General features: G+C 60.6%; 15 protein-coding genes. 3 read left to right on the forward strand and 12 right to left on the reverse strand.

Annotation, left to right across the window (positions count from 1 at the left end):
• Positions 1 to 43: 43 nt before the first annotated feature.
• The 11 genes from AC07SU_RS13995 to AC07SU_RS14045 form a co-directional block, all read right to left on the reverse strand.
• Positions 44 to 1,273, reverse strand: a complete 1,230-nt coding sequence (locus tag AC07SU_RS13995; protein ID WP_494997341.1) for a multifunctional CCA addition/repair protein — start codon at positions 1,271 to 1,273, stop codon at positions 44 to 46.
• Positions 1,274 to 1,336: 63 nt separating this feature from the next.
• Entirely contained in the window at positions 1,337 to 2,902 is a 1,566-nt protein-coding gene (locus AC07SU_RS14000) for a SpoVR family protein (protein ID WP_176996615.1), read from the reverse strand.
• Entirely contained in the window at positions 2,899 to 4,170 is a 1,272-nt protein-coding gene (locus AC07SU_RS14005; RefSeq protein ID WP_176996614.1) for a YeaH/YhbH family protein, read from the reverse strand. Before AC07SU_RS14005 ends, AC07SU_RS14000 begins: the two co-directional genes overlap by 4 nt.
• Before the next feature lie 113 nt (positions 4,171 to 4,283).
• Positions 4,284 to 6,206 (reverse strand): PrkA family serine protein kinase, encoded by a 1,923-nt coding sequence (locus AC07SU_RS14010; RefSeq protein ID WP_176996613.1) that lies wholly within the window; start codon positions 6,204 to 6,206, stop codon positions 4,284 to 4,286.
• Between the two features lie 285 nt (positions 6,207 to 6,491).
• Positions 6,492 to 6,821 carry a thiosulfate sulfurtransferase GlpE gene (gene glpE / locus AC07SU_RS14015; RefSeq protein ID WP_494997342.1) on the reverse strand — a complete coding sequence of 110 codons (330 nt, stop codon included), beginning with the start codon at positions 6,819 to 6,821 and terminating at the stop codon, positions 6,492 to 6,494.
• Positions 6,822 to 6,829: 8 nt separating this feature from the next.
• Positions 6,830 to 7,678 carry a symmetrical bis(5'-nucleosyl)-tetraphosphatase gene (locus tag AC07SU_RS14020; protein WP_494997343.1) on the reverse strand — a complete coding sequence of 283 codons (849 nt, stop codon included), beginning with the start codon at positions 7,676 to 7,678 and terminating at the stop codon, positions 6,830 to 6,832.
• A complete protein-coding gene (apaG, locus tag AC07SU_RS14025) occupies positions 7,678 to 8,058 on the reverse strand; it encodes a Co2+/Mg2+ efflux facilitator ApaG/CorD (protein ID WP_176996610.1) in 381 nt (126 codons plus the stop codon). The genes AC07SU_RS14020 and apaG overlap by 1 nt, the downstream gene beginning before the upstream one ends.
• Before the next feature lie 169 nt (positions 8,059 to 8,227).
• Positions 8,228 to 9,040, reverse strand: a complete 813-nt coding sequence (gene rsmA / locus AC07SU_RS14030; RefSeq protein WP_494997344.1) for a 16S rRNA (adenine(1518)-N(6)/adenine(1519)-N(6))-dimethyltransferase RsmA — start codon at positions 9,038 to 9,040, stop codon at positions 8,228 to 8,230.
• Positions 9,037 to 10,026 (reverse strand): 4-hydroxythreonine-4-phosphate dehydrogenase PdxA, encoded by a 990-nt coding sequence (gene pdxA / locus AC07SU_RS14035; RefSeq protein WP_176996608.1) that lies wholly within the window; start codon positions 10,024 to 10,026, stop codon positions 9,037 to 9,039. Before pdxA ends, rsmA begins: the two co-directional genes overlap by 4 nt.
• Entirely contained in the window at positions 10,023 to 11,363 is a 1,341-nt protein-coding gene (locus tag AC07SU_RS14040; protein WP_176996607.1) for a peptidylprolyl isomerase, read from the reverse strand. The genes pdxA and AC07SU_RS14040 overlap by 4 nt, the downstream gene beginning before the upstream one ends.
• Positions 11,338 to 14,148, reverse strand: coding sequence for an LPS-assembly protein LptD (locus AC07SU_RS14045; protein ID WP_494997345.1), 2,811 nt, complete (start codon positions 14,146 to 14,148; stop codon positions 11,338 to 11,340). Before AC07SU_RS14045 ends, AC07SU_RS14040 begins: the two co-directional genes overlap by 26 nt.
• 130 nt (positions 14,149 to 14,278) lie before the next feature.
• Here AC07SU_RS14045 and AC07SU_RS14050 point away from each other — a divergent pair, with 130 nt between their 5' ends.
• Genes AC07SU_RS14050 through AC07SU_RS14060 form a run of 3 tightly spaced genes read left to right on the forward strand, consistent with a single transcriptional unit; the run spans position 14,279 to position 16,744 of the window.
• Entirely contained in the window at positions 14,279 to 15,304 is a 1,026-nt protein-coding gene (locus tag AC07SU_RS14050; RefSeq protein WP_494997346.1) for an aminoglycoside phosphotransferase family protein, read from the forward strand.
• Positions 15,301 to 15,975: an N-acetylmuramate alpha-1-phosphate uridylyltransferase MurU gene (gene murU / locus AC07SU_RS14055; protein WP_494997347.1), complete on the forward strand. Its 675-nt coding sequence runs from the start codon at positions 15,301 to 15,303 to the stop codon at positions 15,973 to 15,975. The genes AC07SU_RS14050 and murU overlap by 4 nt, the downstream gene beginning before the upstream one ends.
• A 1-nt stretch (position 15,976) precedes the next feature.
• On the forward strand, positions 15,977 to 16,744 hold the full coding sequence (locus tag AC07SU_RS14060) for a TerB family tellurite resistance protein (protein ID WP_176996603.1): 768 nt from the start codon (positions 15,977 to 15,979) through the stop codon (positions 16,742 to 16,744).
• 134 nt (positions 16,745 to 16,878) lie between these two features.
• On the opposite strand, the gene AC07SU_RS14065 is transcribed toward AC07SU_RS14060, so the two are convergent.
• Positions 16,879 to 17,853, reverse strand: a complete 975-nt coding sequence (locus tag AC07SU_RS14065; RefSeq protein WP_494997348.1) for an alpha/beta hydrolase family protein — start codon at positions 17,851 to 17,853, stop codon at positions 16,879 to 16,881.
• Between the last annotated feature and the right edge of the window lie 10 nt (positions 17,854 to 17,863).

A 17,863-nucleotide genomic window follows, 5' to 3' on the forward strand; every position in this document is an offset into this window, starting at 1 on the left:
GCGATGGCGTCCGCAATATCGCCATCGCCGGCAAGCCGGACTCCTACAGGGTGTGGTGTTCCTTGTAGGCTTTCAACGCCTTGAGCCTTTCGCGCTTCAGCGCCTCGCCCAGCTCCGGGCCTTTGAAACCTTTCTCCAACAGTGGCGCCACTGCAACCTCCCGCGCCGCCTGCGCCGCCCCACGCAAATAATCCGCTTGTGGATAACTGCGTTGCTCAAGCCCCTTGCGGCCCCGCGCATCCATCTCGCACGCCACCACAAACTCCTCAAAGCGCTGCGGCCGACGGTATACGTCAAAACTCTGCAGCAACTCCAGCAACGTCGAGGCCCTCAGCTCCAAGGCTCTATGGCCATGGGTGTGATATTGGCCCACCAGCAGCGCCAGTTCCTGGCAATCCCTTGGTACTTTGAAGCGTTCGTTGACCGCCTTGATCAGCTTCAACCCCGTGTGTTCATGGGCAATATGCTGCGGCAACTTATCCACAGGTGTCAGGCCTTTGCCCACGTCATGCAGCAGGCAGGCCCAGCGTACGGTCAGTGGTTGTTTATGCAGAGCCGCTTGCTCTAGCACGCTCAGCGTATGCACGCCGGTGTCTATTTCCGGATGATGGGCTTCGGGCTGTGGCACGCCAAACAGCGCATCCACTTCTGGCATCAGGATTTTTAGCGCGCCGCAGTCACGCAGTACCTGGATAAACACCTGTGGCTGATCTTCCATCAGCGCGCGGGAGATTTCCTTCCAGCTGCGCTCGGGTGTCAGGGCCTCTAGTTCGCCGGACTCGCTGAGCTGGCGCATCAGCGCCAGGGTGTCCGGCGCGACGGTAAAACCAAGGTGGGCGTAACGCGCGGCAAAACGGGCCACGCGCAATACTCGTAGCGGATCTTCGGCGAACGCGGGGGAAACGTGACGCAAGATGCGTGCTTCAAGATCGCTCTGGCCGTGATACGGATCGGTCAGGTTGCCTTCATCATCTTCCGCCATTGCGTTGATGGTCAGGTCGCGGCGAATCAAGTCTTCTTCCAGCGTCACTTCCGGGCTGGCGTGGAATATGAAGCCGCCGTAACCCCGGCCGCTCTTGCGTTCGGTACGGGCGAGGGCGTATTCCTCGCCGTTCTTCGGGTCCAGGAACACCGGGAAGTCAGCGCCGACCGGCTTGTAGCCCTTGGCGAGCATCTCTTCGGCCGTCGCGCCCACAACAACGCGGTCAATATCGGTGACCTTGATGCCCAGCAGGCGGTCACGTACGGCGCCACCGACTTTGTAGATTTTCATGAAAAAGCCTCCATTAGCGGCACAGGATACCGCCTGTGCCTGGCCAATGGAGGCTTTGCTGTTTCAGAGGTGAACGACGGCCAGGTCCAGGCGGCCGTAGTCGTTGTCGTTGTGATCGGTGCGGGGTGGCACGTGATGGGTTTTCATCACTTGATCGCCCTGCAGGGTTTCCAGGTGGATATCAAAGCCCCATAGCCGATGCAGGTGCTTGAGTACCTCCTCGGTGGATTCGCCCAAGGGTTTGCGGTCGTGCTGCTGGTGACGCAGGGTCAGCGAGCGGTCGCCGCGCACGTCAATGCTGTAGATCTGCACGTTGGGCTCGCGGTTACCCAGGTTGTATTGCGCCGCCAGGGTTTCACGGATGGTGCGGTAGCCGGGTTCGTCGTGGATCGCGGGCACCACCAAGTCATCCTTGAGGTCGTCATCAAGAATGCTGAACAGCTTGAGGTCGCGAATCACCTGGGGTGACAGGTACTGCAGGATAAAGCTCTCGTCCTTGAAGCTGCTCATGGCGAACTTGATGGTCGACAACCAGTCGCTGCCGGCGATTTCCGGGAACCAGCGGCGGTCTTCCTCGGTGGGGTGTTCACACATGCGCCGGATATCCCGGTACATGGCAAAGCCCAGTGCGTACGGGTTGATGCCGCTGTAGTAAGGGCTGTCGAAGCCCGGCTGGAATACCACGCTGGTGTGGGACGTCAGGAACTCCATCATGAAACCGTCGGTCACCAGGCCTTCGTCGTACAGGTCGTTCATCAGGGTGTAGTGCCAGAACGTCGCCCAGCCTTCGTTCATCACCTGGGTCTGGCGCTGTGGATAAAAATACTGGGCGATCTTGCGCACGATGCGCACGATTTCCCGTTGCCAAGGCTCCAGCAGTGGCGCGTGTTTTTCCAGGAAGTACAGTATGTTTTCCTGAGGTTCGGCGGGGAAGCGTGCATTGTCCTTGTCGCTGTTCTTCCCGGTCTTTTTAGGAATGGTGCGCCACAGGTCGTTGATCTGTTTCTGCAGGTGTTCCTCGCGCTCCTTCTGGCGCAGGCGTTCTTCCTCGGCGGAGATCGGGTACGGGCGTTTGTAACGGTCTACGCCGTAGTTCATCAGGGCATGGCAGGAGTCGAGCAGGTCTTCCACCGCATCAATGCCGTGGCGTTCCTCGCATTGCATGATGTACTGCTTGGCGAACACGAGGTAGTCGATGATCGAGCTGGCATCGGTCCAGGTGCGGAACAGGTAGTTGCCCTTGAAGAAGCTGTTATGCCCGTAGCAGGCATGGGCCACCACCAGCGCCTGCATGCAGATGGTGTTTTCTTCCATCAGGTAGGCGATGCACGGGTCGGAATTGATCACGATCTCGTAGGCCAGGCCCATTTGGCCGCGGCTGTAGGACTTCTCTGTGCTGAGGAAGTGTTTACCGTAGGACCAGTGGTGATAGCCCAAGGGCATGCCGACGGAAGCGTAGGCATCCATCATCTGTTCGGCGGTGATCACTTCGATCTGGTTGGGGTAGGTGTCCAGGGCATAACCCGCCGCGATGCGGCTGATTTCCCGGTCGTAGGCCTGGATCAACTCGAAGGTCCACTCGGACCCGGTCGAGATCGGTTGGCGCTTTTGCTCTTTTTTGGCGGTCATGTCACTAACCTGCGCTGGAAGAGTTCACGGAAGACCGGGTAGATATCGCCGGCCGAGACCAGTTGCTGCTGGGCGAACGTGTCGGCAAAGGCTTCGCCGATGCGCTCATATTCGAACCACAGGGCCTGGTGCTCACGAGGGGTGATTTCGACGTAGGTGTAGTACTGCACAAACGGCATGATCTGGTTGATCAGGATGTCACGGCAGATCGGCGAGTCATCGTTCCAATTGTCGCCATCGGAGGCTTGGGCGGCGTAGATGTTCCAATCGTTGGCGGGATAGCGCTCGGCCATGATCTCCTGCATCAGCTTCAGTGCGCTGGACACGATGGTGCCACCGGTTTCCCGCGAGTAGAAAAACTCCTCTTCGTCCACTTCCCGGGCGCTGGTGTGATGGCGGATGAAGACCACGTCGATCTTGTCGTAGTTCCGCTTGAGGAACAGGTACAGCAGGATAAAGAAGCGCTTGGCAATGTCCTTGGTAGCCTGGGTCATGGAGCCGGACACGTCCATCAGGCAGAACATCACCGCCTTGGAACTGGGGTTGGGTTGCTTGACCAGCAGGTTGTACTTCAGGTCGAAGGTGTCGAGGAACGGCACGCGATGAATGCGTGCGCTGAGTTTCTCGATTTCAGCCTCGATTTCCTGGATATCGCCGAAGTTGTCCGGCTCATCGCGCTTCAAACGCGCCAGTTCTTCCTTGGCCTCCTTCAGCTTTGCGCGGCTGCTGCCGGACAGGGCGATGCGACGTGCGTGGGCCGAGCGCAGGGTGCGGATGATATTGATGCGGGACGGGTTGCCTTCGTTGCTGATCCCGGCGCGCACGGTCTTGAAGGTGTCGGTGCCGGTCAGGTTGCGTTTGACCAGGTTGGGCAGTTCCAGGTCTTCGAACATGAATTCGAGGAATTCTTCCTGGGTGATCTGGAACACGAACTCATCCATGCCCTCGCCGGAGTTACCGGCCTTGCCCGGGCCTTTGCCGCCGCCTCCGCCCTGGGGCCGCTGGATATGTTCGCCGGTGGTGAATTCCTTGTTGCCTGGGTGCACGACGGTCTGTTTGCCGCCCCGACCGTGGTGCAGCACCGGTTCGTCGATGTCTCGGCCAGGAATGCTGATCTGTTCGCCATGTTCCATGTCGGTGATGGAACGGCGGCTCACCGCCTCTTCCACGGCCTTTTTGATGTGGTCACGGTAACGCCGCAGGAAACGCTGGCGGTTTACCGTGCTCTTGTTCTTGCCATTGAGGCGTCGGTCGATCACATAGCTCATGGGGAGCCCTCCGGGCAGCTTCACGTTACAAGCTTCACGCTACGCGCTGGAAGCTTCGAGACAAGCGGTCACATGCCGGGCCTGTGACCCGGCAGTGCACGCCTAGGGCTGCCTTACTGCGATTTGCGCACCCGCAGGTACCACTCGGAGAGCAACCGTACCTGTTTGTCGGTGTAGCCACGCTCGACCATTCGTGTGACGAAGTCGTTGTGTTTTTGCTGATCCTCCTTGCTGGCCTTGGCGTTGAAGCTGATGACCGGCAGCAGATCCTCGGTGTTGGAGAACATTTTCTTCTCGATGACCACCCGCAGCTTCTCGTAGCTGAGCCAAGTGGGATTCTTGCCGTTGTTGTTGGCCCGGGCGCGCAGCACGAAGTTGACGATTTCGTTGCGGAAATCCTTCGGATTGCTGATGCCGGCCGGTTTCTCGATTTTCTCCAGTTCCTCGTTGAGGGCCACGCGATTGAGGATTTCGCCGGTTTCCGGGTCGCGGTATTCCTGGTCCTGGATCCAGAAGTCGGCGTACAGCACGTAGCGATCGAAGATGTTCTGGCCGTACTCGCTGTAGGACTCGAGGTACGCCGTCTGGATTTCCTTGCCGATGAACTCGATGTAGCGCGGTGCCAGGTATTCCTTGAGGAAGCGCAGGTAGCGTTCGCGGGTTTCAGCCTGGAATTGCTCCTGTTCGATCTGCTGTTCCAGCACGTAGAGTAGATGCACCGGGTTGGCGGCAATCTCGTGCGGGTCGAAGTTGAAGACCTTGGACAGGATCTTGAATGCAAAACGCGTCGACAGGCCGTTCATCCCCTCATCCACACCCGCACTGTCGCGGTATTCCTGGATCGACTTGGCCTTGGGGTCGGTGTCCTTGAGGTTTTCGCCGTCGTACACGCGCATCTTCGAGTAGATGTTCGAGTTCTCCGGCTCCTTGAGGCGCGACAGCACGGTGAACTGGGCCAGCATCTTGAGGGTGTCGGGCGCGCAGTGAGCCTTGGCCAGGGAGCTGTTGAACAGCAGCTTGTCGTAGATCTTGATTTCATCGCTGACCCGCAGGCAGTACGGCACCTTGACGATGTAGATCCGGTCGATGAAGGCTTCGTTGTTCTTGTTGTTGCGGAAAGTGTGCCATTCCGACTCGTTGGAGTGGGCCAGCAGGATCCCGGTGAACGGAATCGCGCCCAGGCCTTCGGTACTGTTGTAGTTGCCTTCCTGGGTAGCGGTGAGCAGTGGGTGCAGCACCTTGATCGGTGCCTTGAACATCTCCACGAACTCCATCAGGCCCTGGTTGGCCCGGCACAGTGCGCCTGAGTAGCTGTAGGCGTCGGCGTCGTTCTGTGGGAATTCCTCGAGTTTGCGGATATCGACCTTGCCCACCAGTGCCGAGATGTCCTGGTTGTTCTCGTCGCCCGGTTCGGTCTTGGCCACACCGATCTGGTTGAGGATCGACGGGTAGAGCTTGACCACGCGGAATTGGCTGATATCGCCGCCGAACTCGGCCAGGCGCTTGGTGGCCCAGGGCGACATGATGGTGTTGAGGTAGCGACGCGGGATGCCGAAATCTTCTTCGAGGATCGCGCCATCTTCCGTGGCGTTGAACAACCCCAAAGGCGATTCGAAAACCGGAGAACCCTTGATGGCGTAGAAGGGCACTTTCTCGATCAGTTGTTTAAGCTTTTCGGCCAGGGACGACTTGCCGCCGCCGACGGGGCCGAGCAGATAGAGGATCTGTTTCTTCTCTTCCAGGCCTTGGGCAGCATGGCGGAAGTAGGAGACGATCTGGTCGATGCATTCTTCCATGCCGTGGAAGTCTTCAAAGGCCGGGTAGCGCCGGATCACCTTGTTGGAGAATATTCGCGACAGGCGCGAATTGTTCGAGGTGTCTACCAGCTCCGGCTCGCCAATCGCCAACAGCAGGCGCTCGGCGGCAGACGCGTAGGTGCTGCGGTCCTTTTTGCACAGGTCGAGATACTCTTGAAGCGTGAGTTCTTCCTGTTGTGTGGACTCAAAGCGGTTTTGGAAGTGGCTAAAGATACTCATGACGTCGTCACCTCGCTCGATACGTGGAGCCGACGCCGGATCAATCAGTCGATGCTGGCAGCCATTGACGATCGCCAATGGCTGTTTTCCCCCCAGAACACCCTGAAACGCTACCGATGACCCGCACGCCGGTGTACCGGCTCTCCCCTGATTCGGATGGCCTGCGCTTAAGGATAGTTCGGAATCAGGGAGGTCAAGGCGCGATGCGTAATTAGTTTGGCTGCGCCGTTCGTCAGAAACGGCGCGAGGCCAAGCGTCACGCGGGGTAGCGGGGTGTGAAAAAAATTATTGCGAATCGCCGGAGGCAATTTCCGCAGGATACGTCGTACGCCACAGCTCAAAGCCGCCGTCCAGGCTGTAGACGTCGGAGAAGCCCTGGCTGATCAGATAAGCCGCTGCGCTCTGGCTGGAATTGCCGTGGTAGCAGGCGACGATCACTGGTGCGTCGAGATCGGCGGCACGGATGAAATCGGCAATGTTGACGTTGTCCAGGTGCTGGGCGCCCTTGATGTGGGCTGCCACGTAAGTTGGTTGGTCACGGATGTCGACCACCACAGCGCCTTTTTCACGCAGGGCCAGGGCTTGTTCGGGGGGGATACGTTTGAATTCGCTCACGGGGGCTCCTAGGGCTTGGCGGCCGGCAGGGTAACGGAAAGGGGAGATTCGCACTGGCAGCTCAGGCGCTCGCCGGTGTCGATGTTCATCAGGGTCATGGCGCCGCCCCACACGCAACCGGTGTCGAGGGCAAATACGCCGGGCTCTTCGCACTGGCCTTCCAGGGCCGCCCAGTGACCGAAAATGATCTTGGTGTCGCGGGTCTTGCGCTCTTTATGAGCGAACCATGGCTTGTAACCTGGCAGCGCCGTGTCGGCGCCTTCCTTGCTCTTGAGGTCCAGCTTGCCTTCGGCGGTGCAGAAGCGCATGCGTGTGAAGTAGTTGGTGATGACGCGCAGGCGGGTTACGCCACTCAGGTCATTGTCCCACTTCACTGGCTCGTTGCCGTACATGCCGTCGAGGTAAGCTGCGTAGAGGTTGTCATCGGCCAGGGCACATTCGACTTCAGCCGCGCACTTGAGCGCCTTTTTCAGCGTCCACTGCGGCGGGATGCCGGCATGGACCAGCGCCGTGTTACGGGCCTCGTCGTAATGCATGAGCTTTTGTCGACGAACCCAGTCGAGCAACTCGGCGCGGTCTGGCGCTTCGAGGATTTCCCGCAGGGTATCGCCCTTTTTCAGACGCTCGATGTTCTTGGCCGCTGCCAGCAAGTGCAAGTCGTGGTTGCCTAGCACGCACACCAAGGCGTCGCGCAGGCTATAGAGGTAGCGCAGGGTTTCCAGGGATTGCGGGCCGCGGTTGACCAGGTCGCCGACCAGCCACAGGCGGTCCTTGGCCGGGTCGAAAGCCACCCGCTCCAACAGGCACTTGAGCGGTTCCAGGCAGCCTTGCAGGTCGCCGACCGCGTACGTCGCCATCAGTGCAGAGCTCCGGGTACGGCGAGGCGGAAGGGCGCAATGACAGCATCGAACAGCTGGCCGTCGGTGGCCTTCATCTGATACGAGCCTTGCATGGTGCCGACCTTGGAGGTCATGACCGTGCCGCTGCTGTAGGTATGGCTGGCGCCGATGTCGATCAAGGGTTGCTGGCCGACCACGCCGGCACCGCGCACTTCCTCGACCTGGCCATCACCGTCGGTGATGACCCAGTGACGAGACAGCAGCTTGGCAGGCACCAGGCCGTTGTTCTTCACCGTGATGGTGTAGGCAAAGGCAAAGCGGTTCTGGTCAGGTTGCGATTGGTCCGCCAGGAAGCGGGTGACGACGCTGACGTCGATCTGGTAGCGAGGATCGGACATGCAAGAGGCCTTAAAAGCAAAAGCGGAGGACAGCAGATGCGGGTCAGTCTAGGCCATCAGCCGGGCACTAGGCCAGACATGTGGGAGCTGGCTTGCCTGCGATTGCATCAACGCGCGCTGACGGATGCTCCGCGGCGCATGCATCGCCGGCAAGCCGGCTCCTACACGGTTATTCGGCGACTGGGGCGGGTTGGATCGCCAACTGGTCAGCCAGGCGCACGAAGGCGGCGAGGTCCAGTTGCTCCGGGCGCAGGCTGCCGTCTACACCGGCGGCTTCAATTTCAGCGTTGCTCAGCAGGGCCTTGAGCGTGTTGCGCAAGGTCTTGCGGCGTTGGTTGAAGGCTTCGCGCACCACTCGCTCCAGCAGGCGATGGTCCTTGGCCGGGTGCGGCAGTACGGCGTGAGGCACCAAGCGCACGATGGCCGAGTCGACCTTCGGCGGCGGGTTGAACGCGCCCGGCCCGACGTTGAACAGGTGCTCTACACGGCAGTGGTACTGAACCATGATCGACAGGCGACCCCAGTCACCGCCGCCAGGGCCTGCCGCCAAACGCTCGACCACTTCCTTTTGCAGCATGAAGTGCATGTCGCGGATGATCCCGGCGTTGTTCAGCAGGTGGAAAATCAACGGCGTGGAGATGTTGTACGGCAGGTTGCCCACCACCCGCAGGCTGTTTGGCGCCGCGTTGAGGGTGTTGAAGTCGAACTTCAGCGCATCGCCCTGGTGCAGGTTGAAGTTGGGTTTGCCGGCGAACTGCTGGTTGAGGATCGGGATCAGGTCCTTGTCCAACTCAACCACGTCCAGCTGACCACCGCTGGCCAGCAGGCCTTGAGTCAGTGCGCCCTGGCCCGGGCCGATTTCCAGCAAGCGGTCATCGGGCTTGGCATGGATGGAGCGCAGGATGCGGTCGATTACGCCCGCATCGTGCAGGAAGTTTTGCCCGAAGCGCTTGCGCGCCCGGTGTTGGTAATGCTCAGTCATATACGGGTCTCGGCCATCTGATAGGCGGTTTCCAGGGCCACGTGCAGGCTGCCGGTATCGATCTTGCCGCTGCCCGCCAGGTCCAGGGCAGTGCCATGGTCGACGGAGGTACGGATGATCGGCAGGCCCAGTGTCACGTTGACTGCGGCGCCGAAGCCTTTGTACTTCAGCACGGGCAGCCCCTGGTCATGGTACATCGCCAGCACTGCGTCGCAGTGCTCCAGATATTTGGGGGTAAACAGAGTGTCCGCAGGCAGTGGGCCACGCAGGTCCATGCCTTCTTGGCGCAGGCGCTCTAATGTCGGTTCAATGATGTCGATTTCTTCATGGCCCAGGTGGCCGCCTTCGCCGGCGTGGGGGTTGAGCCCGCAGACCAGGATGCGAGGCTGGGCGATGCCGAATTTCTGTTGCAGGTCGGCGTGCAGGATGCGCGTAACGCGCTCCACGCGCTCGGCGGTGATCGCATCGGCGATATCCCGCAGCGGTAGGTGGGTGGTCACCAGGGCGACGCGCAGCCCCCGAGTGGCCAGCATCATCACCACTTGTTCGGTGTGGGTCAGCTCGGCGAGGAATTCGGTATGCCCGGAGAACGCGATGCCGGATTCATTGATCACGCCCTTGTGCACAGGGGCGGTGATCATGCCGGCAAAGGTGCCGTCGATGCAGCCCTGGCCTGCGCGGGTCAGGGTTTCCAAAACGAAGGCCGCGTTGGCCTTGTCCAGCTGCCCGGCGACGACCTTGGCCTGCAGCGGGGTGTCCCACACATACAGGCTGCCCGCAGGCGCAGGCAGGTCGGGCCAGTTGCCCGGTGCTGCGTCCAGCAAATTGACAGCCACCCCCAACTGCGCGGCCCGCTCAAGGAGCAGGTCGCGGCTGGTAATGGCGATCAGGGGATGTGGCTGGGGTTGCGAGGCGAGCAGCAGGCACAGGTCTGGACCAATGCCGGCTGGCTCGCCGGGTGTCACCGCGAAACGCTGGGGTTTCACTGGGCTGCCTGATCGGCGCCTGTTTGCTCGGCGGCGGGCAGCTTGTTTTCTACGTAGGCTTCGTCGCGGATCTGACGCAACCAGGTCTGCAGTTCTTCATCGTATTTGCGGTTGCGCAGTACGGTGAGTGCTTGCTGCTCGCGGGCTTGAGCAGTGTTGTCAGTGGCGCGACGGCCAAGGACTTCCAGCACATGCCAGCCGTATTGGGTCTTGAACGGCTTGGACAGAACACCTTGCGGCGTCTTGGCCATGACGTCCTGGAACTCCGGTACCAGCGCTTTAGGGTCGATCCAGTTCAGGTCGCCGCCGTTGAGGGCAGAACCCGGGTCTTCCGAGAAGCTCTTGGCCAGGGTGGCGAAGTCTTCACCGCCTTCGATGCGGTCATAGATCTTCTGGGCCAGTTCCTTGGTTTGGGCTTCGGTGCGGATTTCGCTTGGTTTGACCAGGATGTGACGAACGTGCACTTCGTCTTTCAGCGAGTTCTCGCCGCCGCGCTTGCCCAGCAACTTGAGGATGATGAAACCACCCGGTGTACGTGCAGGCTGGGTGATGTCACCCACGCTCATGGCGCTCAGCTCACGGTCGAACGGAGGTGGCAGTTGAGCCGCTTTACGCCAGCCCATGTCGCCGCCGTCCAGAGCGTTGTCACTGCCGGAAACGGCAATGGCTGTCTGGGCGAAGTCGGCACCGGCTTTCAGGCGGTCATAAACGGCCTGGGTTTTGGCGGCAGCAGCATTGAGCTGTTCGGCACTGGCGCTGTCCGGGGTCGCGATCAGGATGTTAGCCAGGTGCAGCTCTTCGGAGAGCTGCATCTTGCCGAGGTCGGACGCCAGGAAGTTCTTCACTTCCTGCTCGGACACCTGAACACGCTCGGCCACGCGGCGCTGACGCACACGGCTGATGATCATTTCACGCTTGATCTGGTCACGGGCGTCCTCATAGGACAGGCCGTCGTGGGCCAGGGCGGCGCGGAACTGGTCGATGCTCATGTTGTTGCGTTGAGCAATAGTGCCAACGGCCTGGTTCAGTTCTTCGTCCGAAATACGGATGCCGGAACGCTCGCCGATCTGCAGTTGCAGGTTTTCAACGATCAGGCGTTCCAGAACCTGTGGTTCCAGCACACTGGTAGGTGGCACACCACCACCGCGCTTGGCGATGGTTTGCTGAACTTCCTTGACCCGTTGGTCCAGTTGGCTCTGCATGATCACGTCGTTATCGACGATGGCTGCCACTTTATCCAGTTGCTGAACCGCAGCGTGTGCCGAAACAGTACCCAGGAACAGCGCGCCCAGCACTAGCGGGCGCAAGCAATCAGAAAGCTTGGTCTTCACGTTCACGATAACCTTCAATGCCTTTGTCGAGGAAGCTCTCTACCTTGGCGCCGGTCAGGCCGCCGAGTCCTTTGAGGACGATCTGGAAGAAGAGCCCGTGGTCACCCTTTTCGTTCAACGGGGCGATCTGAGTGTATTCGTCGTTGGAAACCCAATAACGGTTGATCACGCGAAGTTTCCAGCAGCAGTTGTCGTACTCGAAACCACCGAAGGCTTCCAGGGTACGGTTGCGGGCATAGTCATACTGCCAGCGGGTGATCAGGTTCCACTGGGGAACGATCGGCCACATCATCGAGAAGTCGTGTTGCTGGATTTTGTAGTAATCCTTCACGAAGTTCGGATCGCCCGGAGTGCCGTAGTCACCACCGAACTGCCATTTGCCGGTCAGCTGGTTGTACACCACCTGGTCGTTGCGATAGCGATAGCCGACGTTGATAACCTTGTTCGGGTTGTCTTCCGGCTGGTAGTGGAACATTGCGCTGCCGGAGCGAGGACTGTGGTTCTCGGTGTCCCAGTTGTAGTCGGCAGTGGCGCGCCAGTCGCGGTTGAAGCGGAACTCGTAGTCCAGTGCGATTGGCGACACGTCGGTGTTCGCATCAGCACGGTCGGAGGCCAGGATGCCTGGCAGTTGAACCTGGCGATCCTTGAAGTACAGCGCCTGGCCCACGGACACACGCTGACGTTCGAAGCCGTTGTCTTCGATCCAGCGGCTGGTCAGGCCCAGCGACAGTTTGTTCTCGTCGCCGATCCGGTCATTACCGCTGAAGCGGTTGTCGCGGAACAGCGAGGCGTAGCTGAACGAGTACTCACTGGTGTCGAAGACCGGAATGTCGCTCTGGTCCTTGTTCGGCACGTACAGGTAGAAGGCACGCGGCTCAAGGGTCTGGCGATAGTCTTTGCCGAACCAGTTGGTGTTGCGATCGAAGTACAGGCCGCTGTCGATGCTGGCAACCGGAACCGCACGGTCCTGGGAGCTGCTGAAGCTGCCACCGGCATACGGGTTGGCGGCAGTCGAGGCCGCTTGCGCCGCGATGATCTGGTTCTTGCCGATGCTGTCCAGGTCAAGATCGTACTTGGTGTAGACGTACTTGAGCTTCGGCGTGACGAAGCCGTAGGTCCAGTTCATCGGGTATTCGACGGCCGGTGCGACGTTCAGGCGGGTACCGTTTGCACGGGTCAGGCCAGTCACGTAGGTGTCCAGGCGCGGCGAAACCAGACCGTTCTCGTCGGTGAAGTTGCCGTTTTCCAGGTCACGCTCGAAACGTACCGCTTCGGTTTCATAGCTGAAGTTCAAACCACCCGGGTGGAACGGCAGCTCGCCGTTGAAGGTGATTTGCGGCAGGCGGTCATACGGCGTGATCTGGGAGATCGTTGCCAGCTGGTAGGCCTGCAGGTTCAGGCGTGCCTGATAGGAGTCGCCGCGATAGGTCACGGAACCCTGTTGGTTGATGTAGTCCTGGCTGCGGACGCCTTCCTGGAAAGACTTGAGGTCCTGGAAGTAGTACGGGTCGCTGATGTTGGTGTAGTCGACCTGGGTCAGTACACGCGAATCCAGCCCGCCCTTGTGTTGCCAGTTGAGCATGTAGCGCGTTTTTTCGTAGTCGGTCTGACCTTTACGCTCGCTGTTGTCGTCGTTCAGGTACGCGCCGCCCACCTGACCTTCGCTGGACTTGGTGAGGTAGCGGAATTCGCCTTCCATCAACAGGCCGCGCTTGGTCATGTATTGCGGGTACAACGTGGCGTCGTAGTTGGGCGCCAGGTTGAAGTAGTACGGCGTCACCAGGGTGAAGCCGGTTTCGCCGCCCGTGCTGAAGCTCGGTGGCAGGAAGCCGGATTGGCGACGGTCGTCGATCGGGAAATAGATGTAAGGGGTGTAGAGGATCGGAATGTTCTTGATCCGCAACGTCGCGTTGGTGGCCGTACCGAAACCGGTGGCCGGGTTCAACGTGATGTTGTTGCCCTTGAGCTGCCAGGCATTGCTGTCTGGCTCGCAAGTGGTGTACGTACCGTCCTTGAGACGGATGATCGCGTTTTCGGCACGCTTGGCATACAGCGCGTTACCGCGGATACGCGACTTGTGCAGGACGTATTCGGCGTTGTCGATTTGTGCAGCGCCGGTGTCGAGCTGGACCTGGGCGTGGTCGCCCACGATCAGGGCGCCGTTGTCGCGCAGACGGACATCGCCGTTCAGCTCGCCACGGTTCTCGGCCTGATACAGGTTGGCTTCCTGAGCCTCCAGCTGCATGCTGCCCTGGCGCATGACGACGTCACCGGCCAGGGTCGCGACCTGTTGTTCCTGCTCGTAACGAGAGGCCTTGGCACCGATGAAAGTTGGCGCATCGCTCTTGTTCGTCTTGTCGTTCATGCCAGGACGCGTCGGCTCGATGTACGCACCGCCGCAGTAAGGACCGGTTTCAGCCAGTTGGGCAGCGGTCAGCTTCTCGCGAGGCACCCAGTCCAGGTGGCTGTAGTCGGCGCTGCGCGAGCGCAGGCCACGGCCCTTGGATTCGGTGACCAGTGTGGTCTGCGGTCCGGCATCGGCTTTGCCGCCAGCATCGGTTTGCGCCGTGCTGGTGGCCGAGCTGACGGCAGCGCCGTCATGCACAGGACGCGGTGGTAAAGGGGCAGCGGCGGTTTTCGGCGCGCAATCCCAGGCACCCGAAGCAGAGACTGAGCAGTCATACTGTTCCGCGGCGACCACGAATGAGGTGGCGAAAGGTTGCATGGCCAGCAGACTGCCGGTTACCAGCAACGGAAATTTTCTACGAAACGCGGGGGATTTCAATGCCATCTTATTAGTCCGGGCTTCCTGCGTGCCATCTGCCCGCGGTGTGGGCCGCACGCCTCTCGATGGTCTGAAAAAGATGCGTGATAATAAAGCATGACCCGCTTGACGGCTAGCGCCGTCGGAGACCCTTGTAATGCCCGATCAAGATCTACGTTTGCAACAGCTGGAAGTCTGGCTTGATGAGCAGCTGCCGATCCTTTTCAACGCTCAGGGATGGGGTGCAGTCCCCCCGGCCACATTGACTGCGGCCAGCAGCGACGCGAGTTTCAGGCGGTATTTTCGCTGGGAAGGTGGGGCCCATACATTTGTCGTTATGGACGCACCACCCCCCCAGGAAAACTGCAAACCTTTCGTCGATATCGCCCATTTGCTCGCGAAATCGGGAATAAATGTGCCAAAAATTTATGCAGAAGATTTGCCGCGCGGCTTTCTTTTGCTCAATGACCTGGGCCGAAAAACCTATCTGGACGTGATTGACGACAAAAACGCCGATCAATTGTTTGCCGATGCCATCGACAGCTTGCTGGCTTTCCAGCAGTTGCCGATGGACGCGCCACTGCCCAGCTATGACGTCGCCTTGTTGCGTCGCGAGCTTGAATTGTTTCCAGAGTGGTACGTGCGCCGCCATCTGGGTATCGAACTGGATACCCATCAACAAACACTGTGGCAGCGTGCCAGCGATCAACTGATTGACAGCGCCCTGGCGCAACCCAAGGTGCTGGTGCACCGCGACTATATGCCGCGTAACCTGATGATCAGCGAACCGAACCCCGGCGTGCTGGATTTTCAGGACGCGGTGTACGGCCCGGTGACCTACGACATCACCTGCCTGTTCAAGGACGCCTTCCTCAGTTGGCCCCAAGCCCGTGTGCGGGAATGGCAGCGTGGTTATTGGGAGCGCGCCCAGCAAGCCGGCATTGCGGTGCAGGCGGATTTCGACGAGTTCCTGCGTGCCAGCGACTTGATGGGCGTACAGCGCCATCTCAAGGTCATCGGTATTTTCGCGCGTATCTGCCACCGCGATGGCAAGCCACGCTACCTGGCGGACGTGCCTCGCTTCTTTGCTTATATAGAAGCGGTACTGGCCGAGCGCCCGGAGCTGAGTGACCTGGCCGAGTTGTTGGCCAGCCTGCGCGCTCCGACCGAGGCCCGCGTATGAAAGCCATGATCCTGGCGGCCGGCAAAGGCGAGCGCATGCGCCCGCTTACCTTGCACACGCCCAAGCCGTTGGTGCAGGCGGGTGGCAAGCGCCTGATCGAGTATCACCTGGAGGCGCTGGCCAAGGCCGGCTTCACCGATATCGTGATCAACCACGCATGGCTGGGCCAGCAAATTGAAAGCTACCTGGGCGACGGGGCGCAGTACGGTTTGCGCATCCAGTACTCGCCCGAAGGCGAGCCTTTGGAAACCGGCGGCGGAATATTCCAGGCACTCCCTTTGTTGGGGGATGAGCCGTTCCTGGTGGTCAATGGCGACATCTGGACCGACTACGACTTCGCCCGGTTGCGCCAGCCGCTCCAGGGCCTGGCCCATCTGGTGATGGTGGACAACCCGGCGCATCACCCGTCGGGCGGTGATTTTTATCTGGATCAGGGTTTGCTTCATGATGCCGCGCCCGGTGCCGATAACCTGACCTTCAGTGGCATTTCAGTGCTCGACCCCCAGTTGTTCGTGGGTTGTAGCGCAGGTGCCTTCAAGCTGGCGCCGCTGTTGCGTGCGGCCATGGCTAAAGGTCTGGTAACGGGGGAACACATGGCGGGACGCTGGATAGATGTCGGCACGCTGGAACGCTTGGCGCAAGTCGAAGCCTTGCTGACTGCGGAGCAATAGGATGTTGTGGCCAGGGACGCTGATCGGCGCCGGGGCTGGCTTTGCCATTGCCAGTATTCCGGGGGCCTTGTTGGGGGCTTTGTTGGGCCAGGCACTGGACCGTCGCCTGCAACTGCAGAGTTGGGCACAGTTGCGCGAACGTTTGGGCGGGCGCCCGGCACTGCGCAACGACGAACTGCTGTTTGTGCTGCTGGGACGCCTGGCGAAAAGCAATGGGCGGGTGGCCGACGGGCATATCCAGCAGGCGCGGCAAGAGATGCGTTCGCTGGACATGACCGAGTCGGCCCAACGCCGTGCCATCACCGCCTTCAACCGTGGCAAGTCAGGCACCGACCGTGTGCGCAGTTACCTGCGTGTGCTCAAGGCCCAACCCCATGCCGCCGAAGGCGTATTGCGTGCGTGCTGGCGCATGGCCTGGGCTGACGGCAGGGCTGATGATGCCGAGCGCGACCTGATCGACCTATGGGGCAAGTGGCTGGGTTGGACACCGCAACAGCTTCAAGCGCTGGCCGCCGACTTCGCGCCGGAGCGCAAACCCCTGGTCAGCCGTAACGCGACTTACCAGGAAGCGCTTCGGGTGCTGGGCGTGACAGCCACCACCGAGCCTTCGGCGATCAAGCGCGCTTACCGGCGCCTGCTCAGCCGCCACCATCCGGACAAGATTGCCGGCAGTGGCGCCAGCCCCGCGCAAGTGCGCGAGGCCACCGAGCGGACCCGCGAGCTGCACAACGCCTACGCGTTGATTCGCGAGCGCCGGGACTTCCGCTAGCTGCCGAATGTGGCCCTGGAAACCCAATCTCCCTGTAGGAGCCGGCTTGCCGGCGATCGCGGTAGGTCAGTTGCACATCCAGTGGCTGATTCACCGCTATCGCCGGCAAGCCGGCTCCTACAGGGGGGTGGGGTTCAGTCCGCCTGCGTTTGCGGGCTCAACCAACCGCGAATCCGCCGATACAACTGCTCTTGCTCGGCCGAACTATTGCCGGGCAAGGTCGTGAGCGACACCTGCTTATAACCCGTATTCTTCGCACGCTTGGCGGCCTGCACCCGTTCCAGGGCGGTTTTGCGCGCCTGGCTGTCGTCCTGATAGAAGACGTCGGCTGTGGGCACTTTCAAGGCCGGCGCCATTTGTTGCAGGCTGGGCTCACGCGCCGCTGGCGTCTTGCCGGCCACCATCACCAGCTTCTGCACCTGGGTTGGCTGCTTTTCACTCAGGTAGCGTGCCGCCCACCAGGCACCGGTGCCATGGCCGAGCAACACCACGCTGCGCGCGCTGTGGGTTTGTGCAAACGCGACGGCGGCATCGATACGGTCGAAGATGCGCTTGGCATCGGTCTTGTCCTGTTCATCCGTGCCGGGCACCACCGCAGGGTCTGTCCCTTCGGACTCGGCACTGGCGGCCTGCTCGATGGGCTTGGCGGCGGTGCTGCCTTCTTTGCTGCTGGTATCGACGGCTGCCTTGGGTGCTTCGATGACGCGAGGCGGCAACGTGTCCAGACTCATGTCAGGCAACGACAGGCTGAGAGTGCCCCAATCGGCGTCCGGCAATTTGCGCCGCAACGGTGCGATTGCTTGCGGCCAGTCAGCACTTTCCCCAGCGCCCGGTACGATAATCACCACACCTTCGGGTTCGGCGCTGTTGGCCGGTTTCCACAGAGCCAGGAACGAATCGCTGCCGGCTTGCAGTTGTTGCTGTTCCTGCTGCGGGATCTGCCGCTCGAGGGCGTTGGCGTCTTCCTGGCTACGCTCGGGCAAGGGCTGGCGCTCAACCGGTTTTTCCGCAGCGGGAGCGGGGGCGTCAGCGGCCTGAACAGAAAAGCCGCTGGTAAATAGCAGCGACAGGCACAATGCTGGCAGTGCCGAACGGTTTCGATATTGCATCGTTAATTCC

This window comes from Pseudomonas sp. GW821-FHT05H12 (assembly GCF_059419385.1).